We start from the raw sequence: 23775 nt of genomic DNA on the forward strand, positions 1-23775 counted from the left end.
GCTCAACTGATCTCGCCGCTGAAGTACCGGCGGGGATTGTCGACCAGCATGGTGGTGATCTGTTGGTCGGTGACGCCGCGTTCGCGCAGCGCGGGCAGGACGTCGTCACTGATGTGGGTCAGGTTCCAGTTGGGCACCGCGGCCAGTTTGCCCTCATGCGAGAACCAGTCGATGAAACACGAACTGTCATGCGCCAGCACCATCTTCTCGGCGTATCCGCGTCTGGCGAGCTCTGCCACGGTGTCGACCCGCTGCTCGAACGGCAGCAGGATGTCGAGCCCGAAGCGGTCCATGCCGAGGTACGAACCGGCGTCGGCGAGCGCGCACAGGTAGTCGAGATCGGTGCTGTCGCCGGAGTGCCCGATCACCACCTTGGTGAGGTCGACGCCTTCCGCCGCGAAAACCTTCTGCGCGACGAGTCCGGAGCGGCTGTGCACGTCGGTGTGCACGGTGATCGGCGCGCCGGTCTGCACGTGGGCCTGGCCGACGGCGCGCATCACCCGCTCGACTCCCGGCGTCAGGCCCTGATGCTCGATGGCGCACTTCAGGAACGCCGCGCGTACGCGGGTACCGCCGATGCCCTCCCGGATATCCCTGACGAACAGCTCGACCATCGGCTCCGGGGTGTCGAACAGCAGGCCCGGGCCGGTGTGCAGGAACTGGAACGGCACGTCGTTGTAGGTGTAGATGCCTGTCGCGACGACGATGTTGATGTCGACCTGCTCGTTGACCCGCTGGATCCGGGGCAGGTACCGGCCCAGCCCGATCACCGTCGGGTCGACGATGGTGTCGATGCCGCGTGACTTGCATTGGCGCAGTTGGTCTATCGCGTCGGCGACGCGGGCGTCCTCGTCCCACTGCGACGGATAGTCCGGGAAGTTCTGCCGGATCTCGTCGCCCAGGATGAACACGTGCTCATGCATGAGCGTGGCCCCGAGGCGGTCGACGGGCACCGGGCCCCTGACGGTCTGCACGTGCGTCATCACGGTCAGTCTGTGTCATGAGCGGTCGAGCATCAAGACCCTATATCAATCGAGTTGACACGGACGGCGGGTTGCCAGTTAGCTGGAGTAACGTCCCGCCCATCTGCGAACCGCAAAGGAGTGCCCACATGGATTGGAACTTCCTCGGCACCGACTGGCACCTGTTCGGCAAGCTGGCCGACGTCGCCCTGCTGACCCTGCTGTTCGCCGCGACGGTGATGTTCTTCTACATCCAGCGCCTCCGGAAACAACCGCAGTTGCCGATCGCCGAAAACGTCCGGGCCAAGCAGACGGTGCTGACGAAGGTCCGCAAGCGTCAGCCGATGACCGCCGAAGAGCTCCAATACGCCACGCAGGTGGTCGACAACCAGCGGACGTTGATGACGTTCGCAATTCCCCTCACGATCTTTTCGCTGGGGTGTTTCTACGTGCTCGGCAGCCTCGAACAACTGCACGGCGCAACCCCTTCGGAGCGAACCTTTCTCGGGATCATCGCCATGTTCTCGTCCATCAATGTGACCACTCAGATCTTCCGTGTGATCAAGCTGAAAAAGCGACTCGGAAACGTGACCTTGGTGGATTCTGAGAATTAGCTGGACGCTCTCACCTCGCCTTTCTTTTCCACGGAATATGCGGAAAGCCGCAGGCGTCCAATCACTGATAGTGTTTACGCCGATCAATCTCAAGTTAATTGATATACAACTCGCTGACGTCGAAAGGTGATCGAGTGAGCCAGCGCTCCAACGCCCGACGATTCCTCGCCCGCGCCTGGATGCCATTGGTCGCCCTCATCGCGATCGGCGTCGGCGTGCTCTGCATGGTGAAGGTCCACGAATTCTCGGAGCCGGGACCGGTGCTGGCGGTCAATCCGCCGCAGGCGCCACCGGAGTTCACCCCCAAGACCCTCACCTATGAGGTGTTCGGCACCCTTGGCTCGGGCGGCCTGCTGTCGTACGTCGACATCAGCGGACACCCGCACAAGGTCGACCTCACCGAACTGCCGTGGTCGCATACCGAGACCACCACCCTCACCGTCGTCTCCGGCAGCATCTCGGTCCAGGTGCACGGCGGCACCGTTGGCTGCCGGATGAAGGTGAACGACGTTGTCCGCGACGAACAGTCCGACGAGCACGGCAACGCCGACGTCGCCTGCCGGGTGAAGTCCGCGTGACCGACACCGACACCGCCCCGATCGCCCGCCCGGCGCACAGCGCGGCCAAGCGCCCCTTCGTCCCGAGAATGGTTCGCCTGCTGGCGATTCCGATCATCGTCTTCTGGGCTCTGCTCGCGGTGGTCACCAATACCTTCGTGCCGAAGATCGAAGATGTCGCCGAGGAACTCGCCGGCCCGATGGTGCCGACCTACGCGCCGTCCCAGGTGGCCATGCTGGCCATCGGCAAGGAATTCCACGAGTCCACCTCCACCAGCCTGACGATGCTGGTGCTGGAAGCCGATCGCGGCCTGACCGAGCAGGACCGCGACTACTACGCGGGCCTGGTCCGCACGCTCAACGCCGACACCACGCACGTGCAGTACGTCATGGACACCTGGGGCAAGCCCATCACCGCCGCCGGTGCACAAAGCCTCGACGGCAAATCCGCCTACGTCCTGCTCCGACTCGCCGGCGACATCGGTCAGATGGAGGCCAACAACTCGGTCGACGCCGTCCGGAAGATCGTCAAGAACTCCAATCCGCCTGCCGGCCTGAAGGTTTACGTCAGTGGCGCCGCACCGCTGGCGGCCGACACCGTCGAGATCGCCAACTCCAGCCTGAACAACATCACCATCGCGACGATGTTCCTGATCATCTTCATGCTGTTGCTGGTCTACCGCTCCGTCGTGACGATGCTGGTGCCGTTCTTCGGGGTCATCCTGCTGATGCTGTCGGTCAAGGGCGTCATCTCGGCGTTCGGGCACTACGGCTTCATCCCGCTGTCGTCGTTCGCCACCAACATGGTCATCTCGCTGACCCTCGGCGCGGGTACCGACTACGGCATCTTCCTCATCGGCCGATATCACGAAGCCCGCCTGGCCGGACAAAGTCGTGAGGACGCGTATTACACCGCCTACAAGGGTGTTTCGCATGTCATCGTCGGCTCGGGCCTGACCATTGCGGGCGCCTGCGCGTGCCTGACGTTCGCGCGGCTGAACTACTTCCACACCATGGGCCCCGCCGTCGCGGTGAGCATGCTGATCACCATCGCCGGCGCCCTGACCATCGGACCCGCCCTGCTCAGCGTCGGCAGCCTCTTCGGGCTCTTCGACCCGAAACAGGAAGTCAAGGCGAAGTTGTACCGGCGTATCGGCACCGCCGTGGTGCGCTGGCCCAAGCCGATCCTCGTCGCCAGTGTCGCGGTCGTCTCGGTGGGCGCGGTGTTCGTGCCGACCTACCGGGTCAGCTACGACGACCGCACCTACCAGCCGTCAGATGCCCCGGCCAACCAGGGCTTCCAGGCCGCCGACCGGCACTTCCCCAAGAGCAAGCTGTTCAGCGAGATGTTGATGGTCCAGTCCGACCACGACATGCGCAATTCAGCCGACTTCATCTCGCTGGACCGCGTGGCCAAGGCCCTGATCCGCCTGCCCGGCGTGGCGATGGTCCAGAGCATCACCCGCCCCATGGGCCGCGCGCTCGAACATGCCTCCATCCCTTACCTTTTCACTACCCAGGGCAGCGGCAACGGCCAGCAGCTGCCGTTCACCCAGCACAACAACGAGAACACCGCGAAGCAGGCCAAGATCACCGCGCACAGCATCGAGGTGCTGAAGAAGACCGCCGACCTCACGCAGACACTCGCCGACGAGCTGCACAACACGGTGCTGACCCTGGAGGACATGGAGCAGGTCACCAACGACATGCGCGACGCCGTCGCCAACCTCGACGACTTCATGCGCCCGCTCCGCGCCTATTTCTATTGGGAACCACACTGTTTCGACATCCCGGTGTGCTGGTCGTTCCGGTCGCTGTTCGACGTGATCGACAAGGTCGACAACCTCGCCGCCGACATCGGCAAGGCCGTCGGATCCTTCGAGGTGATCGACAGCCTCATGCCGCAGATGGTGTCGCTGCTGCGGCAGACCGTGGCCGACAATCAGGCGCTGCTGGCGTTGATCGTCAACAACTACGGCCCGACCGACATTCAGAACAAGAACACCGACCAGACGTTCGACGACATGATCAACGTCGGCAACGACTTCGACGCGTCGCGCAGTGACGACTTCTTCTACATCCCGCGCGAAGCGTTCGACAACGACGACATCAAAACCGGTATGGCGCTGATGATGTCGCCCGACGGACATGCCGCGCGCTTCATCGTCACGCACGAGGGCAACGCGATGGGACCCGAGGGCATCGAGCACGTCGAACAATTCCCCGACGCGATCAAGATCGCGCTGAAGGAGACGTCGCTGGCCGGGTCGAAGATCTACATCGGTGGATCGGGGTCCAATAACAAGGACATCCAGCTGTACGCCAAGAACGACCTCATGATCGCCGCCATCGCCGCCTTCGTGCTGATCTTCCTGATCATGATGATCATCACCCGATCGCTGGTGGCCGCCTTGGTGATTCCCGGCACGGTGGCGTTCTCCTATGCCGGCGCGTTCGGGTTGTCGGTGCTGATCTGGCAGCACCTGATCGGACTACCCCTGCACTGGCTGATCCTGCCGCTGACCTTCATCGTGCTGGTGGCCGTCGGCTCGGACTACAACCTGTTGCTGGTCGCCCGGCTCAAGGAAGAAATCCACGCGGGCCTGAACACCGGCCTCATCCGCGCGCTCGGCAGCACCGGCGGCGTCGTGACCTCCGCGGGCCTGGTGTTCGCGTTCACCATGCTGGCCATGCTCTCCAGTGACCTGCGGACCATCGGCCAGATGGGGTCGACGGTCTGCATCGGCCTGCTGCTCGACACCCTGGTGGTGCGGTCGTTCATCGTGCCGTGCCTGGTGCGGCTGCTGGGCCCGTGGTTCTGGTGGCCGACATTTGTCCGGCAGCGGCCGCTGCCGCCGTACAAGCCTAGTTGGCCGCTTGCCACAGCAGCTGCGGATCATGGGCATTGACCAGTAGTAGATCCGGTTGGCCTGCGGCCCAAAGTTCGCTCAGCCGTTGATGATTGGCCTGGACCTGCTTCCAGTCGAAGGCAACTGAGCGTTCCATCAGACGCAGGGCCCGCGGCGCGGTGTCGCTGCCGTCGAGCTGGCCGCGATGGTAGAAGCTGTCACCGACGTGTAGGACCCACCGGTCCCCGGCGTCGACGGCCACCGCGGCGTGCCCGCGGGTATGCCCCGGCAGGTTGATCAGGACGATGCCGTCGGCGATCTCGGTGAGCTCTTTCGCGCCGGGGAAGCCGCGCCACGACTCGGCGCTCGACGGTGAGTGCTCGACCAGGATCGGGCCGTGCGAATAGCCGGCCGGCAGGTACCGCTGCTTCTCGACGAGCGTCTTCGGATGTAACGCGGCGAACGCCTCGGCGTCAGTGAGATGCACTTGCGCCCAAGGGAAGTCCGCCAGACCTCCCACGTGGTCGGCGTCGAAGTGCGTCACGACGATATGCCGCACGTCGCGGGGCTCGAAGCCGAGGCGGCGAATTTGGTTGATGGCGGCTTCGTTCGGATCGAAGACCGGGCGGACGTAGAAGCGGGCCGGGCCGAAGCGACTACCCGGCGACTCGGCATCCCGCAGCCCCAGCCCGGAGTCGACGAGCACGAGACCGTCCGGCGTTTCGACAAGCAGTACGTGGCAGACCAATCCGTCGGGCACGAAATGCGGGTGCATGGTGCCGCAGTTCAGGTGGTGGATCCTCATGTCAGGTCTGCCGGGGCCGTCTCGATGAGCCGGGCATCGGGTTGGCTGGACATGGCCAGCAGCCCCCGCAGCCCGCGGATGACGGTGGGCCAGTTTCGCGGATCGCGCAGATTCAGGCCTCCCACAAGCTGTTTCAGCATCGTCAGCGTGTCGAAGTAGATGCGTTCGGCGACCAGATTCTCGTTCTCGTCGAACACGAAATAGGCCGTCATCCGGGTGCGGTGCCGCGAACCCGTGGCCGGGATGCCGCCGAGCGGGCCGAGATGCGTTCCGAGGAGCCAGAATTCGACGATCACGGCATCGGCGCTGTGTCGCAGCGCGATGATCTCGTGGTCCTGATCGGGAAACGCGACGCGGGTGTCGTGGTAGTAGCCACGCACATCGGCGTCACCGTCGTGGACGGTGAGCGTCGGGATGATCTCGTAGTGCGGATGCGGAAAGGTCGCGAGCACGTCGTCCCAGTCCTGGCGGACCTCGTCGTGGAAGTGATCGAGCACGAGCTTCTCGCGGGCCTGCAACACCTCGACGGAAGGGATGGCGAAGCGGTGCGTCATGGCGTCCTCCTCGAACTGCAAACTATTTCCACACCGTGGAATTAATTCGACGATAATCCCACGGTGTGGAAATTTGCAAGGCTCTGGGCAACAATGAGGCCATGAACGCGGCCACCCCGACTCCCCGCCGCGGACGGCCACCGAAGGCGCTGGCACAGCTCACGCGATCCACGATTCGGGAAGCGGCGCTGACCGTCATCGACCAGGACGGCATCGCCGCGGTCAGCATGCGGTCCGTCAGCCGCCTGCTCGGCGTCGACGCCAAGAGCCTGTACCACCACGTCGCCGACAAGGACGATCTGCTGGACGCGGTCGCCGAACATCTCCTCGGGCAGCTGCGGCCACCGGCACCCACCGGCGAGCTGCGGACCGACCTGCGCGCCCTGGCCTACGAGTTCCGGCGCGTGACGCTCGCCCACCCGGAGGCCGCGACTCTCGTGCTGACCCGGCAGATGTCGACCCTCGCCGGACTCGCGCCCGTCGAGGTCCTCCTGTCGATCCTGCATCAGGCCGGCGCCGGCCCCGAGCTCGCCGTGCGACTCACCCGCGTCCTGGTCGCCGCCGTCGTCGGGATGCTGCTGCGCGAGGTCTCCGCCGGCCCCACCTTCGGCAGTGGAAAGCCCGCCGACATCGCCGCCCGGCAGGCCGAACTCGAAGATTCCGCGCTCCCGGAAGTGGTTGCGTGCGCACCTTTTCTCGCCCGGTTCGACCGGGACCAGGAATTCGCGTCGGGCGTGGACTTGCTCGCGGATTTCGCCGCATTCCAGCTGGTGAGCCTGACATAGTGCTGCCATGCGGTTGCTGAGTGCTGTCGACACGATGTTCTACCGAATGGAGTCCGACCGGACGCCCATGCACATCGGCGCCCTGCTGACATTCCGGCTGCCAGACGGAGCCGGGCCGGACTACGTCCGCACCCTGTACAACGCATTCGCCGAACTGTCGTTCCTGCCGTTCCCGTTCGACAGTGCCGTCGTCGACGGCCTACTGCCCGAGTGGCGTGCGGTCCGCCCGGACCCGGAGTACCACGTCCGACTGTCGGCGCTGCCGTATCCGGGGAGCGAGGCCGACCTGGGCACCCTCGTCGCCCGGCTGCACGCGCACCCGCTCGATATGCGCCGGCCGCTGTGGGAAGCGCACTTCATCGAAGGACTGTCCGACGGCCGCTTCGCCATGTACTTCAAAGCCCACCACTGTGCGGTGGACGGCATGGGCGCGATCAACACCATCAAGAAATGGTTGAGCACTGAACCGGACCGCTACGTGCCGCTGTCCGAAGCCGGACCGAAGGCCGAGGTGCCCGACCGCAACCGGGTCGCGTCGGTCGCCTACGAGCTGTGGAACCGGACGACGGACGGCGTCTCGGGTTCCGCCGAGCTGGTGAAGAGCCTGGTCGGCATGATCGGCGGCGACAACAGCCACGTCGGCGCCACGCTGGGTACGCCGCGGGCGCCGTTCAACGCGACCCTGACGCCACAGCGCCGGCTCGCCGTCGAGGTGCTCGAACTGGGCCGCCTCAAGGCGATCGCCAAGGCCACCGAGACCACCGTCAACGACGTCACGCTCGCCGTCTGCGGCGCGGCGCTGCGCCGCTACCTCGATGAGCAGGGCGAGCTGCCCGACCAGACGCTGACCGCCTCGGTGCCGGTGGGCTGGGAGCGTGACGAGGACACCCTGAATGCGGCCGCGGGCTTCGTCTGTCCTTTGGCGACAACAGAATCGGACCCGTTGCAGCGGCTGGCGGTGATCAACGCCTCGACCACTCGCGGCAAGAAGGAACTGCTCGCGATGTCACCGAACGCCCTGAATCACTACACGTTGATGGGGCTGCTGCCACTGACGATCGGCCAGAAAACCGGTGCGCTGACCAAGATTCCGCCGTTGTTCAACCTCACGGTGTCCAACGTCGTCCTGACCAGGGAACCGCTGTACCTCGGTGGCGCGCAGCTGGAGTTGATCGCTCCGGTCTCGTTCCTCTGCGACGGCTACGGACTGAACATCACCCTGGTCGGGTACACCGACAAGGTCATCCTCGGGTTCGTCGGCTGCCGCGACACCATGCCACACCTGCAGCGCCTGGCGGTCTATTCGCGCGAGGCGCTCGATGAATTGGAGCAAGCCGCCGCCTGAGACCGGCGACCGACCAGGTACCAGGTGTGCATCACGCCCTTACCTTTGACGTCGACGGGCCCACGCTCCTCCAGCACGAACAAGTCCTTGAGCCGCTCATAGACGTTCTGCGGCACCTGAATTCGCCCTACGACGTCGGTGGTCTCCATCCGCGCCGCGATGTTGACGGCGTCGCCCCACACGTCATAGAAGAACTTCCGCGCGCCAACGATGCCGGCGACCACCGGCCCGGCAGCCAGCCCGATCCGCAGCGGAACCGGTTGGCCGTTGGGATCTTTAAGCTCTGCCACCGCGTCGACCATGTCGAGGGCGAGGTCAGCCAACGCCTCGAGGTGGTCCGGCCGTGGTTCGGGGACACCGCTGACGATCATGTAGGAGTCGCCGCTCGTCTTGATCTTCTCCAAGCCGTGGCGATCCACCAGGGTGTCCAGGTCGGTGTAGAGGCCGTCGAGGAACCTGACCAGCTCGGTTGGCGTGGTATCGCTTGCGCGCTGGGTGAATCCGGCGATATCGGCGAACAGCACCGACGCGTCGTCGTACCGGTCGGCGATGACATCCCGGTGCGGATCCTTCAACCGCTGGGCAACCTTCGCCGGCAGGATGTTGGCCAGCAGCGACTCGGAGCGAGCGTACTCGGCCGCCAAAGCGGTTTCCGCACGATTGATTTCGTGCATCGCGTACCAGATGGTCGCGACCACCAGGACCCATGAAGAAATCACCGCGACGACGAAGCCGACGGTCGTGACCCACTGCGGTTGCACTCCGGTGTCCACGGGCACGAGGTACTGCAGCGCAATGATGAGGCCCGCACCCACAGCCGCCACCGCAGACGCCAGCACGATGTGCTCGATCCCCAGGACCAGCACCACCAGTGAGGCGGCGACCAGAAAGTACAACTGCTGGCCGGATCCTCTTCCCACATAAGCGGTTACGAGCGTCGTCAAGGAATAGGCGATGCCGATGAAGGTCAATGGCGCGACGAGTTCCCCGTACCGGTACAGCCGGGGAATCACGAGATAGACCGGCGCGCACACGACGGCGAGCCCTCCGATCCAGAGGCCCGCCTCGCCGGCGAGCATCGACAACAGGCCGAGGAATGCCGCGACGACGGAGCCGATCCTGGCGGCCACCGTGAGCACGCGTCGGCGACGCGCCAGACTCTCGGCGGACGCAGCCCTCGGCGACATGTCCGGCAGCGTATCGCTGACGGCGCACGTCAGCTGCCAGTTCCGTCGCGAAACGACCCGCTGAGTCAGTCGGCCGCCAGGGCTCGATAGTGCGCGGTGACCTGTTCACGCAGTTTCGACTCGGTGTACTTGATACCGGGCTCGAGGATGGAATCGATGACCTTCGACAACGCGCGGCCGGTCAAACCGCTGCCGACGCGGTATCTGATCTCCGCTGAGGTCGAACATTGTTCGGAGTCAACCGCAGTCACGCCCCACACCACGGTCCCGGTGATGAGCCCGTCGTCGAGTGACAGGCCGATGACCCGGCCGGCGACGTAGTCGGAGATGTGACCGTTCAGCGCGAGCTTGATGGGCCCGAGTTGCATATGGAGAACAAAGCGAGCGCCCAGCCGGGGTTCTTCGGGCGTCACGTACTCAAATGATTTCGCACCGAAGACAAACCGCGGAACGTTGCCGGCGGCGTCGATGTACTCGAAGCACACGTCAGCGGGCACCGAGAGCTCGACATTGTGTTCAACTGTGGGCACGCCATGCTCCTAATGTGTTTGTCTGGCCCGCGTCCAACCGGTTCGCGCTTCTTGATGCCACCGCCACGACCAAGGCACCATCGGCCAGGCGCGCCGAATGGTCGCCCGGATGGCACGGTACGCCCGCTCATCGGTGCGGGTCCATCGAATCTCGAATCGGTCCCGCACGACCTCGGGCAACCCACCGAATATCGTCAACCGCATCGGTGGTGCCAACGCCATTCGCGTCGCTCGCATCGGCAGGAGCCGGTCGGTGATCGGATTCAAGCCGGGCAGCGCAGGGAAATACGGCGACGCGCTCATATCGGGTATCGCGTCGCGCTTGATGAAGGCGATCAGATAGTCCGACGCCGGATTCGGTTCGAGCACTTGGGTGCAATAGCGCTCGACCTCCGCCTCGAACGCCTGGCGGTCCGCGGGCAATGGTGCGTCGCTGACACCGTATCGCCGGTACCAGATGCAGCCTTCGGTATAGAGCTGTTCCGAATCGGCCTCGGTCAGCGGGTAGCTGTCCCAATAGGTCGCCACCCGGTCGACCATCCGCTGAAAGGTCGCGTGCGCCCACCAGTATGTTCTCGGATTCAGTGCGTGATATGGCTGTCCGCCGGGCATTTCGCCTTTGATGTCGCGATGGTAATCGCGGACTCCCACCCCGGTGGCGGCACCGTCGGCGTGGTAAACCGTGCCGAGAATTCCTGGCAGGGAACGAAATACCCGGTCCACGGGGTCGTCGAAGAAGTTGGAATGCTCGATCAGTGCATAACCGATCGCCGGATGCATCGTCTGCAGCAGCCCGGCCGCACCACCTTCGAACGCGATGCGCATGTCTCCGGCCCACCGCCACAGCAGCGAGCGCTGATCAAGCTCTGATGTCATCGGGTTGTCAGCCGGGTGAGCGCCCGTACGATCGGTGACGCCGCCGACGCGGCGCGAAGGCCGATCTTCTGCAGCCGCTCGTTGTGCACCAGAGCACCAAGCCCGGCGAGTTGCGCTGCGCCATAAAGCATGTCCCAATCGGTGTCGATATGACTGATCTTGAAGTCATCGGTGAGTGTATAGCGGTCGATGCCGATGAAGTTGAGGCAACGGCCCGTGCCCCGCAACTTCACGTCCAGACCGGGCACGGTGGTCTCACCAGTCATCCGGCCGATTCCGCGCCACGGGATGGTGATGCGCCACTGCCCTTCGAAATAGTCGGCGTACGGCAGCGATCGAACGGTGCCGTCCTGCGGGTAGAACGCGAAGTCCGGGAACACGTCAAAGCTGGCCTGGCAGTTGTCGATCGTGAACTGCCGACCTTCCTTGTTCACCTGGAATGTCGAACTGTCGATGTAGCTGCACTCGTCGGCGAGGCAGTAGTCGATCTTCTTGATGTCCTGCTCGGCCCATGCGGAGAACCAGACCTGCGCGAAGTCGAACATTCCTTCGGCGGGCAGGCCACGCTCGACCGCCAATGCCTCCTGGTTCGCGACGCGCTCCCAGAACTTGGGCATGAGCGCCTGGTGTTGGGCGTGCTCAGGAGACGGTCCGAGCTCACTGATCTTGGTCATGAAGGTGCTGCCTTTCAATGGTTTTGATGTGATGGGCGCATTCAGCGCGTGTGCAGCCGCACGGGTAGACCGCCCGCGAGGCCGGTCGAGACCCGCACCAGATGGCGCGGCGTCCAACCGTCACGTACCTGGAAAGTGAAGCGCTGCAAGATGGTTCCCAGAACCAGGGTGCCCTCGATGTAGGCCATTCGGGTGCCCATGCACTTGCGCGGCCCGATGCTGAAAGGCACGAAAGCGTTCCTGTTGATCTTCTCGGTGAGAAAGCGGTCCGGCCAGAAGTCCACCGGCCTCGTCCAGAATCGCGAATCACGGTGCAGCGCATAGGGCGTGATCACGACCTGCGACCCTTTGGGAATGTGATACCCACCGATCTCGTCGTCCACGGCGGCCGTGCGAATGTTCGCCGGCGCGGCCTGGAACCGCTGCGACTCATCGAAACAGGCGCGTAGATATGTGAGGTTCGGCAGGTCGTCGTAGGTCAGAGGCTCGCCGCCCAGCGCGTCCACCTCGGCGTAGGCCCGGCCCAGAGCGTTTGGGTTGCGGCACAACAACGCAATGGTCCACGCCAACGCCGCTGCGGTGGTTTCGAATCCGGCGAACACCAGGCCTGCGGCCTCTGATCGCCGCCGCCGGTCTTGCTGTTCCGGACACCCCTCGAACTCCATGCCGATCAAGGTGTCGACCAGGTCGGGCGCAGCGGATATGGGACAGCCCCGTCGTTCGTCCACGAAGCGGTCGAGCATGCCGAAGAGCTCGTCTTTCGCCGCTTCTCCGCTGCGCTGCAATGGGTTTGGCACCCAGTTGGGTAGGTAGTGAAAGCCGACGCGGCTGATCACATACACGCCGTACTGCCGAGCACCGTCGACCGCGACGTCGATTTCCTCCGGAGTGAGTTCCACCTTGAACATCGAACGCATGAGACCGTCCATCACGACGGCACCCAGTTCGTGCTCGAGGTTGACCTCGCGCCCCTGCGCTGCATATCCGGCCCACGCGTCGACGCGTTCGGCGATTCCCGCCATCATCAGCGGGGTCGCGGCAGCCAGTGCTTTCTCCCCGAAGAATGGATTGAAGGTGGTACGCACCCGCTTCCACTCCGTGCCTTCGAGTAGCGGCAGGGCCGCCGGCTCTCCCGATACCAGCTCGTGCGCGGCCTCGTGCTTGACGTACCGGTCGTGATGCCGCGTGAAGACGTGATCGACGTAGTCCGGGTGGTTGATCAGCGTGACCGTGAACTCCGGCCGGCGAGAGGTGTGCAACCGCACCACATCGCCGTATTTCGCCGCGATCTTGGGCAGCAGTGTGTAGGGCAGGCGCAGCGGATCACCCGCGCACGACGCCGCCAGTTTGACCGCGTCCCATTTGGACAACGCCGGCGGATCGGGCGGCCGCGCTCCCGTGGCCGAGTCGACTGACCCATCTACCGCTGCTGCAACCACTCGAACTCCTATCGGTGACGCACATCGGTCGCACTCGGCGCCGCGCGTGCGAATCAGTGAATCAAAGATCGTTCATTGATTCAATAGCTCATTGATGGGCTACCCTCTGACGCATGGTTGACCTGCCGTCACTCGCGGCCGCGGTGCTGAGCGGCAGTCACGGCGAGGCGAACAGCGCCCGCGACCGGATGCTGGATGCGGCGCGCACCGAATTCATCAACCACGGCATCGCACGCACTTCCGTCGCCACCATCGCGGCCAGGGCCGGGGTCTCCCGACCGACGCTCTACCGGCAGTGCGGCGACAAGGACCAGATCGTGGCGGCCGTCACGCAGCGGGAAGTGCTCGACTTCTTCACCCGCGGTGTCGCTGCCCTGGCGAGTCAGAAGACGGCCGAAGACAAGATGGTGGAGATCTTCGTCATGGGCATGCGGGAATGCCGTGAGCATCCGCTCGTGCGGGCGCTCAGAGACTTCGAGAACGAGGCGTTCACCAGCCGGCTGTTCAAGCTCGACGAGCCCGACTACCGCAGCATGCTCGGCATGCTCGCGATGTTCCTCGCCGATGGCGACTATCCGCCTGCTGCCATCGAACGCGCACTCGACTTCTCGCTGCGCGTCACCGCGACGATCCTGATCGCGCCGTCAGAACTACTGCCCACCGACGATGACGACAGCACCCGCGAATTCGCGCGCCGCTACTTGATTCCGGTACTGCAGGCCTCGCGCTGAGGGTTTGCGTATCAACGACAACAGGCCAGAAGCTTGCGCTTCTGGCCTGTTGTTTGTGGTGCGCCCGAAGGGATTCGAACCCCTAACCTTCTGATCCGTAGTCAGATGCTCTATCCGTTGAGCTACGGGCGCATTGGGTACAACTATTCAGTTATGTGGCGGAGGCGAGAGGATTTGAACCTCCGGTCCCCTGTAAGGGGGACAACTCATTAGCAGTGAGTCCCATTCGGCCGCTCTGGCACGCCTCCTGAACGATCCGAGGGTACCGGACTCTTGCACCCCGGAACCGCCGAGGGCATACGGTACACAGTCAACGCCCACAAAGGCAAAGCGCGACGCCAGAGCGCCACCTGCCGTCCACCTAGACTGTCCCGGGTGACCGCCCGCCTGCGCCCCGAGATGGCCGCGCTACCCGCCTACACCCCCGGCCGTACGGTTCCCGGCGCCATCAAGATCGCCAGCAACGAGACCGTCGACGGACCGCTGCCCAGCGTCCGGGACGCCATCGTCAAAGCGATGGACAACATCAACCGCTACCCGGACAACGGCTACGCGGCGCTGCGTCAGCGACTGGCGGCCCATGTCGGGTTCGCGCCCAACCAGATTTCGGTGGGCTGCGGGTCGGTGAGCCTGTGTCAGCAGCTCATCCAGATCACCGCCTCGGTCGGCGACGAGGTGCTGTTCGCGTGGCGCAGCTTCGAGATCTACCCGCTGCAGGTCCGCACCGCCGGCGCGACGCCCGTGCCCGTCCCGCTGACGGACTACACGCACGACCTGGACGCCATGCTGGCCGCGATCACCGACCGCACCCGGCTGATCTTCGTCTGCAACCCCAACAACCCCACCTCGACGGTCGTCGACCCGGTCAAGCTCGCCGAGTTCGTCGCCGAGGTCCCGCCGCACATCCTGGTGGTCCTGGACGAGGCCTACGTCGAGTACATCCGCGACGGCCTGCTGCCGGACAGCCTGGCGCTGGTGCGCAAGCACCCGAACGTCGTCGTCCTGCGCACTTTCTCGAAGGCCTACGGGCTGGCCGGCCTGCGGATCGGCTACGCCGTCGCGCACGAGGACATCGTCACCGCCCTGGGCAAGGTGTACGTGCCGTTCACGGCGACCAGCGTCAGCCAGGCCGCGGCCATCGCCTGCCTGGATGCCGCCGACGAACTGCTGGCGCGCACCGACGCCGTCGTGGCCGAGCGGGCCCGGGTCAGCGCCGCCCTGCGTGACGCAGGGTTCGAGCTGCCCGACTCGCAGGCCAACTTCGTCTGGCTGCCCCTGAGCCCGGAAGACACCGCCGACTTCGTCGACGCCGCGGCCGACAACAAGCTGCTGGTGCGGCCCTACGGCGGCGAAGGCGTCCGCGTCACCGTCACGGTGCCGTACGAGAACGATCTGTTCCTGGACTTCGCCGTCAGGTGGCGCGCCGGCCGGTGAAGCCGATCAGCTGATCGAGCGCACTCGCGTCAGCCGGTACCTCGACGGGGTCGTCGAACCCGACGGCAGCGCGCGCCGCGGGGTTGATCACAGCCCTGGTCATACCGAGGACGTACTCGGCCAGGTCGTCCGGGGCGTCCACTTCACGGCCGACGGCGGTGGCGTAGTCCCAGGCATGGACGAGGAATTCGAGCGGCAGGATGCCGGCGATCTGGGCGGCGGACATCTCCCCTGGCCCCGCCGGGACGGTGCCCTCCAACCCCCTGCTGCGCCACGCGGTCAGAGCGGGCCGGGCCGCGGCGGTCACCTGATCGATGATCGGTGCCGTGGCGTCCCGCTCGGGCAGCTGTGCGCCGGCGATGCCGCCGATGACGGTGATCGAGTTCATCAGGTGATCGGTGAGGGCCGCCACATCGAACTCGGTGCACGGCGTCTGCCGCGTCGCATCGTCGGGCCCGATACCGGCCAACACCCGCTCGAGCACGTCCAGACTGGCCTCGCCGGCCTCGATCACATCGGACGGAATGGTCATGGGCGAGACGCTACGCCCAGGTTGACCGGCTAGCCTGCCGATCATGGGTGAAACCTCGGGAAGCTTCGAATCGCTCTCCATTGAGACCAAGGACCACGTCGCGCAGGTAACGCTGATCGGCCCCGGAAAGGGCAATGCCATGGGTCCGGCCTTCTGGGCCGAGCTGCCGGTGGCCTTCGCCGCCCTGGACGCCGACCCCGACGTGCGGGCCATCGTGCTCACCGGGTCGGGCCGCAACTTCAGCTACGGACTGGATCTGCCCGCGATGGGCGGCATGCTGGCACCCATGCTCGGGGGCGGGCTAGCCAAGGAACGCGCCGACTTCCACACCGCGCTGCGGGCCATGCAGCACGCCATCACCGCAGTCGCCGACTGTCGCACACCCACCATCGCCTCGATTCAGGGCTGGTGCATCGGCGGCGGTGTCGACCTGATCTCGGCGGTGGACATCCGCTACGCCAGCGCCGACGCCAAGTTCTCGGTGCGTGAGGTGAAGCTCGCCATCGTCGCCGACGTGGGCTCGCTGGCCCGGTTGCCGCTGATCCTGAACGACGGTCATCTGCGCGAACTGGCATTGACGGGCAAGGACTTCGACGCCGCCCGCGCCGAGAAGATCGGCCTGGTCAACGACGTCTACGCCGATGCCGAGGCCGCACTGGCCGCCGCGCATGAAACCGCACGTGAGATCGCCGCGAACCCGCCGCTGACGGTGCGCGGCGTCAAGGATGTGCTCGATGAGCAACGCACGGAACGGGTTTCGGCCAGCCTGCGGTACGTGGCGGCGTGGAACTCGGCGTTCATCGCGTCGAAGGATCTGAGCGAAGGCATCACCGCGATGTTCGAGAAGCGCGCTCCGGAATTCAAGGGCGAGTAGGCCGATCACCTTGAGCCTCAACTACATCGAAGCGATCGTAGTCGGCGCGTTCCAGGGTGTCACCGAGCTGTTCCCGGTGTCGAGCCTGGGCCACTCGATCCTGGTGCCGGCCTTGGTCGGTGGGCAGTGGGCCCAGGATCTGAGCATGACGGCCGAGAAGTCGCCGTACCTCGCGTTCCTGGTGGCCGTGCACGTCGCGACGGCGGTGGCACTGCTGGTGTTCTTCTGGCGGGACTGGGTCGCGGTTATCGGCGGGCTGGTCACGTCGATCAAGAACCGGAAGATCACCACCTCCGCCGAGCGACTGGCGTGGCTGCTGATCCTGTCAACCATCCCGGTCGGTATCGCCGGGCTGGCGCTGGACCACGCGCTGCGTACGTCACTGGGCAAGCCGGTGCCGGCCGCGGCTTTCCTGACGATCAACGGCGTCGTTCTCTTTGTGGGCGAACGACTTCGGCACCGGACGGCGTCGGCAGTCCCTGCCGCCGCGCATTCAGAAAACCTCAACGACTCCGACGAGCGGCTGGCCCGCCTCCCGATCCCCGAGGCCATGGGCATCGGCGCGGCGCAGATTCTCGCCCTGCTTCCCGGCATCAGCCGCTCGGGCGCCACCATGGTCGCCGGCGTGCTGCGCGGGTTGTCGCATGAGGACGCCGCACGGTTCTCGTTCCTGCTGGCGACGCCGGTGATCCTGGCCGCTGGGGCGCTGAAGATTCCGGAGCTGTTCGGCCCCGCCGGCGACGGCATCGGCGGCCAGGTGCTGGCCGGCAGCGCGGCGGCGTTCGTCGCGGCGTACCTGTCGGTGCGGTTCCTGGTGAAGTACTTCGAGACCCGCACGCTGACACCGTTCGCGATCTACTGCGTGGTGGCCGGTCTGGGCAGTCTGGCCTGGCTGACGCTGCACTGAGCGAGGTCCCGCACCTCCACCTCGAGACGAACTTGCCCTGGGGCTGTAACCCGGCTGCCTATCTGTCAGTGGCAGCCAGCCCCATGGCAATTCGTCTCAAGGTGAAAGAAAACCGCAGTGCCCCAACTCAATCGCGCGCGCGTCACCACCATCGTGGTTGCGGGAGCCGGCCTCGCCTTGCTCGCCGCCTGTTCCCATGTCGACGCCGCGAAACCGACACCCACTCTCGACCCGACCACCTCGCCCGCGCCGGCCAAGCTGACGAGTGCGGACTTCATGGCCGTGTGCCAGGGCGCGACACAGTCACGCGCCACCGATTACCAGCCGGACACGAAGTCCCACAAGACGATTCTCTTCACTCCGCTGGTGCACGGACTCGTTGAGGACACCAGCACTCTGCCGTCGGACTGGACAGTGCAGTTCGATGCGGACCGCAACACCTATGCCGCGATCGACACGGTGGTGTGCGTGGAAACCAAAGACGAGCAGTCCCTCAAGGAATGCACCGGCTACCAGGACAACGGCCACTCGACCGCCAACAAGGTCGACCTGCGCGCCACCACCTACACCGTCACCGTCCGGGTGGCCACGACCGGTAAAGAGCTCGGCACCACCGAGCTGTCCGGTACGGACGACACCTGCCCGATGTTCATGTCCTTCGACGACGACACGCAGACCAAGCAGTACAACGTACCGCCGCCCAAGGACGACCTGATCGCCTTCGTGAAGCAGTTCGTCCAGCCCTGAAATCCTCTGCAGCACAATCGGAGTACTCGCATGCCCAAAATCAGCCATGCAGTCATCGTCACTGCCGCGGGAGTCCTCGTCGCTTCGTCAGCGGCCGTGGCAGCACCGGCCCATGCCGTAGGTGGGCCCGGCGGCTTCGGCAACGCGCAGGACACCATCAATACGCTTCAGGCACAAGGGTTCACCGTGCTGATCAACGGCGCCGTCGTGTATCCGTTGTCGGGATGCAAGGTCACCGGCATCGAGGGGCTGCACAACGACAATGTCGATTCCTCGGGCGCCATCATCGACCGGACGAAGATGACCGTTGTGTGGGTGGACATCTCGTGTAAAGGCGGCTAGCTACAGCCGTGACCCGTGCAGGTTCTTCGCCGTCGGGCTGGTCTCGACGGTGGCCGGGTCGGGATAGGTGCCGAGCACCCGGTCGGACGTGCCCGACGTCGTGACCGAGAACCAGTAGTGCTCGTTCTTGAAATGGTGCAGGCGGTGATTGCGCCACACCGCCTTGTAGAGGCGGTGGCGCGGCTTGTAGTCGGTGTGGACGAGGTAGTGCGTCCACTCATAGCCCATCAGGATCAGCGACTCGACCACGATGAACGACAGCGTGGCCGACACCGGTGCCCCCACCAGGGCGCCGATGCCCAGCGGCAGCGCCACGATCGCCGCGATCAGCCACGGCAGCGTCGGGGTGGGGATGAACACCAAGTCGATGTCGCGGGGATTCGCGTGGTGCCGTCGATGGTCGCGGGCGACGAGAGTGTCCACGGTGACCGGGCCCAGTTTTCGCGGCCGCCAATGCAGGATGAAGACGTGAATCACCCACTCCACGAACGGGAACAGCAGCGCCAGCACCAGCGGCGCCCACAGGTCGCGTAGCGCCAGACCGCCGACGACGGTCCGCGCTCCGACCGCTCCGACCACGAGCGCCAGGATCATCCACGGCGTCGGATGGCGCCAGAACTCACGGACCGTCTGGCCGAGGGTCACGCCCCGGGTGCTGGTGGTCGTCACTGCGCCTCCATCTGGTCGAGAAATTCGGTGAGCACCGTGGTGGCGCCACCAAGCACTGTCGACGCGGCTCGGCGCGCTTTCAGCGCGGCGCCCGAAGTCACCGCTTCGGCGAGCTTGCGGTACCCGGCTACGGGTTCGGCGGCGGCCACCGCGTCGGCGACCACGGCGAGCATCGGTTCGTACACCCGGCGCATCCCGTTGAAGATCAGCGTCATCGCGATCGAATCCGCGCCGGTCACAAGGCAGTCCCAGAAGTCCAGCGCGGCCAGCTGTTGCGTCTGGCCGCTCTGCGCGCGCTCGATATCGGCGAGGGCCCGCGCCAGTGGCTCGGCGAGCTTGCTTCCGGACCGCGCTGCCGCCCGTTCCGCGATCCACGGACCGAGGTACTCACGCACCTCCAGGACGCTGCGCACCACCGACGGGTTCACCATGGCCCCGTCGGGCGCGTCCACCAGCAGGTAGGGCAGCAGATCGAGGCCGCCCGTACGCGTGATGTCGTTGACGACGGCACCGTCGCCCTGCCGGACGTCGAGATGCCCCGACGCAACCAGCCGCTGGATCGCCTCACGCACCACCGGCCGCGATACGCCCAGCACCTCGGCAAGTTTGCGCTCACTCGGCAGGCGTGAGCCCGGCGGCTGGGCACCGGCGACGAGCTGCTTGAGCAGCTGGTCGTGCACCTCGTCCGCGGCCGAGCGCCGCTTGATCGACGTCAACTCCATGACGACGACACTAACCCACCAAAGGTAAGAGGTCTAGTGGTCTTACCAATATTGTTTAACCAGGGGACGCAGCAGGTCCTCGGTCATGGGTAGCTCAGCAGGACCATCACCCGACCATCCGGTGATGGCTCAGGAAACGCATCCACCTGAAAGCCGTAGTACTCCAACTGGGTGTCGGTGATCGTGTCGATGACCTTGCCCTGCGCCTTGAGCTTGCCATCCTTGACGTCGCGCATCACACCGATGAAGTCGGGAACCGACATCGACTCGGCCAGCAGCAGCGCGTCACCACCGGACGAAAGTTTCACCAGCACACCGGAACCCGCGTAGTTGTCGCCCCCGCGACCCGTCCCCCGGGGCGCCCAGTAGACCGGGTCGGAGGCGACTTCGCCGTCGACACGGCGATACTGCCCGACGTTGTCGACACCGTCTTGCACCGAGACCACCGGTAGCGCGGCGATGGTCCGCTGCTCCTGGAACCACATCCAGCCGAGTGGGATACCGATGATGGCGTAGATCATCACCAGCAGCATCAGCACCGGCTTCCACGCGATCTCCCAGGCCTGCCGCGGCCCCTGCTTCTCCAGGTCCTTGCGGCCGAATCGGAAGACATACCAAGCCAATACGCGCGCCAGTGCCATCGCGGCCAGAATGCACAACCCGACGATGCCGGCCACCCGGAAGTAGAACGTGCTGCCGCCGTGGTCGATGGTCGCCAGCACCATCACCAACGGAATCGGCAGGGTGAGGAGCAGCAGCAGGGCATACGACGGATGGCTCGTCAGGTATTTGTACTCGACGGTCCAGCTCTTGACCCCGACGCCCACGGTGAAGTCACCGATGTCCGCAGTCGAGACCGGTGTCCAACTCCCGTCCACGATTCGGGGCCGGACCAATCCCCTGACAAAGAAGAAACCCGCCACCAGCGATACGGCCAGCGCGCCCCAGAACACGGCGGGCAGCGGCCCGCCGGTGCCCGGTACCCCGAATCCGCCACGGATGTCGATGATCTTGGCGATGAAGAACATCAGCGGAACGACGAAAAACAGCTCTCCGAGCCAGATTTGGATCAGTTGCGGAATGCGTTTGCCGACACGGTCAAACGCCAGTACCCCGCTCCAGATGAACCGCAGCACCCGCATGGACGGACATTAGCTGACAATCGTTGGCGCCGGGCCGATCTCGATGTAGGCCATCGGAATATCGAAGGCGGAGCTGCTCTTGTCGAGCGTCCGCTCGAACAGCTTCATTGCCGGCGACCAGTTGGCGGCGATCACGGCGTCGGCGTGCGCATGCTCGGTCTCCGGCAGGATGCGGGCGATGCCGGCCGCCGGTTGCCCCGTCGGCTTGCCGCGAAGATTGCACGGCACCACCACCACGCGCGGATCGTTGCGCAGCCGCTTCACCTTGCCCGTCGACGCGTCGGTGCGGACGTACAACTTCCCGTCGGCGACACCGTGATTGATCGGACTGGGCATGGCCTCACCGGACCGCTTGAACGTGACGAGCACGATCTGCCGCGCCCGCTCGAAGCCCGCGAAATCGGTGGCCGTCGGCTCCCCGATATCGAAGGCCTCCCGGTGGCGCAGTTTGTCCATGCCTCGAAACATCAACTTGCTCATGGCCGAAACCGCGCTACTGGGCATCTTCTCGTCCGATCACTCTGACAACAACCATGTCTTCACCGTCCAGTCGGTCACCGCGCCACCGACGACGAACGGGTCAGCCGCCGCGAACCGCTCGGCTGCGTCCTTGTCGGTGAACACACCCAGCGCCCCGAACTCCCCCGGCGCGGCGTCCTGAACCGGCCCGAGCATGAGCAGGACTCCCGGCTGTTCTTTCCGGAACCGATCGGCGTGCGCCTGGTGCGCCGGAAACAGCTCGGGCACCTTTGCGCGTGCCTGCTCCGTCGACGAATAGATCAGCAGGTAGCGCGGCAGCCACTGAGCCGTCATGACCGAAGCCTAATCCGGACATTGAATTCATCGTGGGCCCAACGGTCGAACCCCGACGCCGACGCAAATAAAGTCTCCGGCGTGACTGCTTCCGTGACTTCCCTCAACGCGATCACCGCTGCCACCCGTGCGGCCGTCTCCGACAATCCCGCCGCGGCCGCCGTGGTGTTCAAGGCCTCGGCGCAGCCGGAAGGCACCGTCGGCAGCGAGATCACGCTCGGCAAGTACCAGGTGCACGTCGACGAGCCGCCGGCACTCGGCGGGCAGAACACGGCACCCAACCCGGTCGAGTACTACCTGGCATCGCTGCTGTCGTGCCAGGTGGTGACCTACCGGTTCTGGGCCGAGCGGCTCGGCATCCAGGTCGACGCCCTCAGCGCCAGCGCCGAAGGTGACCTCGATGTGCGCGGCTTCTTCGGGCTGGACGACAACGTCCGCCCCGGCTTTCAGCAGATCCGGGTGACCGTCAACGTCTCGGGCCCGGAGACCGCCGAGCGGTACCGCGAACTGCAGGACGCGGTGGATGCGCACTGCCCGGTGCTGGATCTGACGACCGCCACAACCCCGGTGCACACACAGCTGACCATCGGATGACTATCTGAGGGCAGCGCCTGTCGTCGCGCCCAGGCGCGTGGCGTCCGGTGTTGTGCCGGTCCACCCGCGGTAGGCGCGGTAGAAGGAACTGGTGTCCTTGTAGCCGACCAGCAGTGCGATCTGGGCCACGCTGGTATCGCCGGTGGTGAGGTAATGGCGGGCAAGGCTTTCCCGAGTTCGGCTCAGTGCGGCTTGGAAGCTGGTGTCTTCCGCTTGGAGTTGGCGCTGCAGGGTACGCGGACTCACTGCCAGCCGGCGGGACACGCTCTCGATGTCGCCTTGGCCGGCCGGCAGGGCTTCGAGAAGCACTGTGCGCACCCGTTCGGTCATCGACGAGGATCGTGGTAGTTCGGACAGCCGGGCATGCAGTTGTGGCGAGAAGTACGACCACATTTGAGCGTTTTCGGTGACGAACGGCAGATCGGCGTCCGCATTGCTGAAGACGACCGCATCGTTTGTCCCGGCTTCGATGTCGACGCCGAGGTACCCGCGGATGGTCGCACTCGGCGGTGGCGGCTGGGTGGCCTGGACCCGTAGCGGTGTCACGGCCCGACGGGTACCCAGTCGTGCCAGGGCCACCCAGAACAGCAACTCGACCGTGACGAATACCGGTGGCGGAGGTGTCGACGTCTGCCAGGTGTAGCTGACCGTCGTACCGTCACCGGTTCGGTCGACGGTGATGGCGATGGGTCCGATCAAGGGCTTGAACTGTGCGATGCGCTGCGCGGCGGTGATCAGGTTGGGGCTGCACAGGGCCGCGAAGATCGGCGGGTCGAAGCTCTCGGCGCTCAACGCTCCGGCTACCGCCACCGGTAGCGCGTCGCGGTCACTCTCCACCTCGAGGGCGCTCCAGAAGGCGAAGTACTGCGCGCTGCTGAGCTCTCCGGTCCCGCGCGAGAAGAAGTCGTCCGGAAGGTGGGCACGCCGCAGGACCGCCTCGACCGACACGTTCAGATCTGTCAACAGTGAGCGCACCGCCGGGGTCAACACGAACATGCGTGAGCTGACGTCCATCCGGGCGAGTGTACGAGAGTTTTCAGCGATGCAGATATGGCGTGATCCGCTACCGGATTGACGTGTTCCGCTAATGA

General features: G+C 65.2%; 27 protein-coding genes and 2 tRNA genes. 12 read left to right on the forward strand and 17 right to left on the reverse strand.

The features are described from left to right. Positions 1-2: 2 nt before the first annotated feature. Positions 3-983: a phosphotriesterase family protein gene (locus H289_RS0104005; RefSeq protein ID WP_020099463.1), complete on the reverse strand. Its 981-nt coding sequence runs from the start codon at positions 981-983 to the stop codon at positions 3-5. A 128-nt stretch (positions 984-1111) separates the two neighbouring features. Between H289_RS0104005 and H289_RS0104010 the strand changes: the two genes are divergently transcribed. From H289_RS0104010 to H289_RS29675, 3 genes are all read left to right on the forward strand, one after another. Beyond that, complete coding sequence (locus tag H289_RS0104010) at positions 1112-1576, forward strand: hypothetical protein (protein ID WP_020099464.1); 465 nt, start codon at positions 1112-1114, stop codon at positions 1574-1576. Positions 1577-1755: 179 nt separating this feature from the next. Further along, a complete protein-coding gene (locus H289_RS0104015) occupies positions 1756-2154 on the forward strand; it encodes an MmpS family transport accessory protein (protein WP_036420201.1) in 399 nt (132 codons plus the stop codon). A 68-nt stretch (positions 2155-2222) separates the two neighbouring features. After that, complete coding sequence (locus tag H289_RS29675) at positions 2223-5042, forward strand: MMPL/RND family transporter (RefSeq protein ID WP_036420202.1); 2820 nt, start codon at positions 2223-2225, stop codon at positions 5040-5042. Here the strand turns inward: H289_RS29675 and H289_RS0104025 are convergent. Beyond that, a complete protein-coding gene (locus tag H289_RS0104025; RefSeq protein ID WP_020099467.1) occupies positions 4999-5787 on the reverse strand; it encodes an MBL fold metallo-hydrolase in 789 nt (262 codons plus the stop codon). The genes H289_RS29675 and H289_RS0104025 overlap by 44 nt on opposite strands. Continuing rightward, positions 5784-6341: an ester cyclase gene (locus H289_RS0104030; RefSeq protein WP_029104767.1), complete on the reverse strand. Its 558-nt coding sequence runs from the start codon at positions 6339-6341 to the stop codon at positions 5784-5786. Before H289_RS0104030 ends, H289_RS0104025 begins: the two co-directional genes overlap by 4 nt. Before the next feature lie 101 nt (positions 6342-6442). Between H289_RS0104030 and H289_RS0104035 the strand changes: the two genes are divergently transcribed. Both H289_RS0104035 and H289_RS0104040 read left to right on the forward strand, forming a co-directional pair. Next, positions 6443-7126 carry a TetR/AcrR family transcriptional regulator gene (locus H289_RS0104035; protein WP_036420204.1) on the forward strand — a complete coding sequence of 228 codons (684 nt, stop codon included), beginning with the start codon at positions 6443-6445 and terminating at the stop codon, positions 7124-7126. Between the two features lie 7 nt (positions 7127-7133). Then, positions 7134-8471: a WS/DGAT/MGAT family O-acyltransferase gene (locus H289_RS0104040; protein WP_020099470.1), complete on the forward strand. Its 1338-nt coding sequence runs from the start codon at positions 7134-7136 to the stop codon at positions 8469-8471. Here the strand turns inward: H289_RS0104040 and H289_RS0104045 are convergent. The 5 genes from H289_RS0104045 to H289_RS0104065 form a co-directional block, all read right to left on the reverse strand. Then, on the reverse strand, positions 8426-9658 hold the full coding sequence (locus H289_RS0104045) for an adenylate/guanylate cyclase domain-containing protein (protein WP_051128387.1): 1233 nt from the start codon (positions 9656-9658) through the stop codon (positions 8426-8428). The genes H289_RS0104040 and H289_RS0104045 overlap by 46 nt on opposite strands. 65 nt (positions 9659-9723) lie before the next feature. Continuing rightward, positions 9724-10188: an SRPBCC family protein gene (locus H289_RS0104050; protein WP_036420112.1), complete on the reverse strand. Its 465-nt coding sequence runs from the start codon at positions 10186-10188 to the stop codon at positions 9724-9726. Positions 10189-10197: 9 nt separating this feature from the next. Beyond that, positions 10198-11064, reverse strand: a complete 867-nt coding sequence (locus tag H289_RS0104055; RefSeq protein ID WP_020099473.1) for an oxygenase MpaB family protein — start codon at positions 11062-11064, stop codon at positions 10198-10200. Beyond that, on the reverse strand, positions 11061-11681 hold the full coding sequence (locus H289_RS0104060) for a nuclear transport factor 2 family protein (RefSeq protein WP_155944051.1): 621 nt from the start codon (positions 11679-11681) through the stop codon (positions 11061-11063). Before H289_RS0104060 ends, H289_RS0104055 begins: the two co-directional genes overlap by 4 nt. Before the next feature lie 98 nt (positions 11682-11779). Beyond that, the gene (locus tag H289_RS0104065; RefSeq protein ID WP_020099475.1) at positions 11780-13108 is read right to left on the reverse strand and encodes a cytochrome P450; all 1329 of its coding nucleotides are present in this window, start codon (positions 13106-13108) and stop codon (positions 11780-11782) included. Between the two features lie 182 nt (positions 13109-13290). Here H289_RS0104065 and H289_RS0104070 point away from each other — a divergent pair, with 182 nt between their 5' ends. After that, positions 13291-13908 carry a TetR/AcrR family transcriptional regulator gene (locus H289_RS0104070; RefSeq protein WP_020099476.1) on the forward strand — a complete coding sequence of 206 codons (618 nt, stop codon included), beginning with the start codon at positions 13291-13293 and terminating at the stop codon, positions 13906-13908. 56 nt (positions 13909-13964) lie between these two features. Here H289_RS0104070 and H289_RS0104075 read toward each other — a convergent pair. Together H289_RS0104075 and H289_RS0104080 are read right to left on the reverse strand one after the other, a co-directional pair. Further along, a tRNA-Arg gene (locus tag H289_RS0104075) sits at positions 13965-14040 on the reverse strand. 24 nt (positions 14041-14064) lie between these two features. Beyond that, positions 14065-14156, reverse strand: a tRNA-Ser gene (locus H289_RS0104080). A gap of 127 nt (positions 14157-14283) precedes the next feature. Between H289_RS0104080 and H289_RS0104085 the strand changes: the two genes are divergently transcribed. Beyond that, complete coding sequence (locus tag H289_RS0104085; protein ID WP_020099477.1) at positions 14284-15342, forward strand: pyridoxal phosphate-dependent aminotransferase; 1059 nt, start codon at positions 14284-14286, stop codon at positions 15340-15342. Here H289_RS0104085 and H289_RS0104090 read toward each other — a convergent pair. Further along, on the reverse strand, positions 15320-15874 hold the full coding sequence (locus H289_RS0104090; protein ID WP_020099478.1) for a TIGR03086 family metal-binding protein: 555 nt from the start codon (positions 15872-15874) through the stop codon (positions 15320-15322). The genes H289_RS0104085 and H289_RS0104090 overlap by 23 nt on opposite strands. 43 nt (positions 15875-15917) lie before the next feature. Between H289_RS0104090 and H289_RS0104095 the strand changes: the two genes are divergently transcribed. The 4 genes from H289_RS0104095 to H289_RS0104110 all read left to right on the forward strand — a co-directional run bounded on the left by H289_RS0104095 (position 15918) and on the right by H289_RS0104110 (position 18744). Beyond that, positions 15918-16748 carry a crotonase/enoyl-CoA hydratase family protein gene (locus tag H289_RS0104095; protein WP_020099479.1) on the forward strand — a complete coding sequence of 277 codons (831 nt, stop codon included), beginning with the start codon at positions 15918-15920 and terminating at the stop codon, positions 16746-16748. A gap of 4 nt (positions 16749-16752) precedes the next feature. Then, the gene (locus H289_RS0104100) at positions 16753-17655 is read left to right on the forward strand and encodes an undecaprenyl-diphosphate phosphatase (protein WP_029104769.1); all 903 of its coding nucleotides are present in this window, start codon (positions 16753-16755) and stop codon (positions 17653-17655) included. Positions 17656-17772: 117 nt separating this feature from the next. Further along, positions 17773-18402, forward strand: a complete 630-nt coding sequence (locus H289_RS0104105; RefSeq protein WP_020099481.1) for a hypothetical protein — start codon at positions 17773-17775, stop codon at positions 18400-18402. 30 nt (positions 18403-18432) lie between these two features. Beyond that, on the forward strand, positions 18433-18744 hold the full coding sequence (locus H289_RS0104110; protein ID WP_020099482.1) for a hypothetical protein: 312 nt from the start codon (positions 18433-18435) through the stop codon (positions 18742-18744). Here H289_RS0104110 and H289_RS0104115 read toward each other — a convergent pair whose 3' ends face one another. From H289_RS0104115 to H289_RS29680, 5 genes are all read right to left on the reverse strand, one after another. Further along, positions 18745-19413: a sterol desaturase family protein gene (locus H289_RS0104115; RefSeq protein WP_020099483.1), complete on the reverse strand. Its 669-nt coding sequence runs from the start codon at positions 19411-19413 to the stop codon at positions 18745-18747. Beyond that, positions 19410-20135, reverse strand: a complete 726-nt coding sequence (locus H289_RS0104120) for a FadR/GntR family transcriptional regulator (RefSeq protein ID WP_020099484.1) — start codon at positions 20133-20135, stop codon at positions 19410-19412. Before H289_RS0104120 ends, H289_RS0104115 begins: the two co-directional genes overlap by 4 nt. 83 nt (positions 20136-20218) lie before the next feature. After that, positions 20219-21277 (reverse strand): hypothetical protein, encoded by a 1059-nt coding sequence (locus H289_RS0104125; protein WP_020099485.1) that lies wholly within the window; start codon positions 21275-21277, stop codon positions 20219-20221. Positions 21278-21286: 9 nt separating this feature from the next. Further along, positions 21287-21757, reverse strand: coding sequence for a PPOX class F420-dependent oxidoreductase (locus H289_RS0104130; protein WP_020099486.1), 471 nt, complete (start codon positions 21755-21757; stop codon positions 21287-21289). Positions 21758-21793: 36 nt separating this feature from the next. Then, positions 21794-22090 (reverse strand): YciI family protein, encoded by a 297-nt coding sequence (locus H289_RS29680; RefSeq protein ID WP_020099487.1) that lies wholly within the window; start codon positions 22088-22090, stop codon positions 21794-21796. A gap of 81 nt (positions 22091-22171) precedes the next feature. On the opposite strand from H289_RS29680, the gene H289_RS0104140 reads away from it, so the two are divergent. After that, positions 22172-22684 carry an OsmC family protein gene (locus H289_RS0104140; protein WP_020099488.1) on the forward strand — a complete coding sequence of 171 codons (513 nt, stop codon included), beginning with the start codon at positions 22172-22174 and terminating at the stop codon, positions 22682-22684. On the opposite strand, the gene H289_RS0104145 is transcribed toward H289_RS0104140, so the two are convergent. Next, complete coding sequence (locus tag H289_RS0104145; RefSeq protein ID WP_020099489.1) at positions 22685-23698, reverse strand: AraC family transcriptional regulator; 1014 nt, start codon at positions 23696-23698, stop codon at positions 22685-22687. It abuts the gene before it with no gap. Positions 23699-23775 lie beyond the last annotated feature (77 nt).

It is taken from the genome of Mycobacterium sp. 360MFTsu5.1, assembly GCF_000383495.1.
Lineage (GTDB): Bacteria > Actinomycetota > Actinomycetes > Mycobacteriales > Mycobacteriaceae > Mycobacterium > Mycobacterium mucogenicum_B.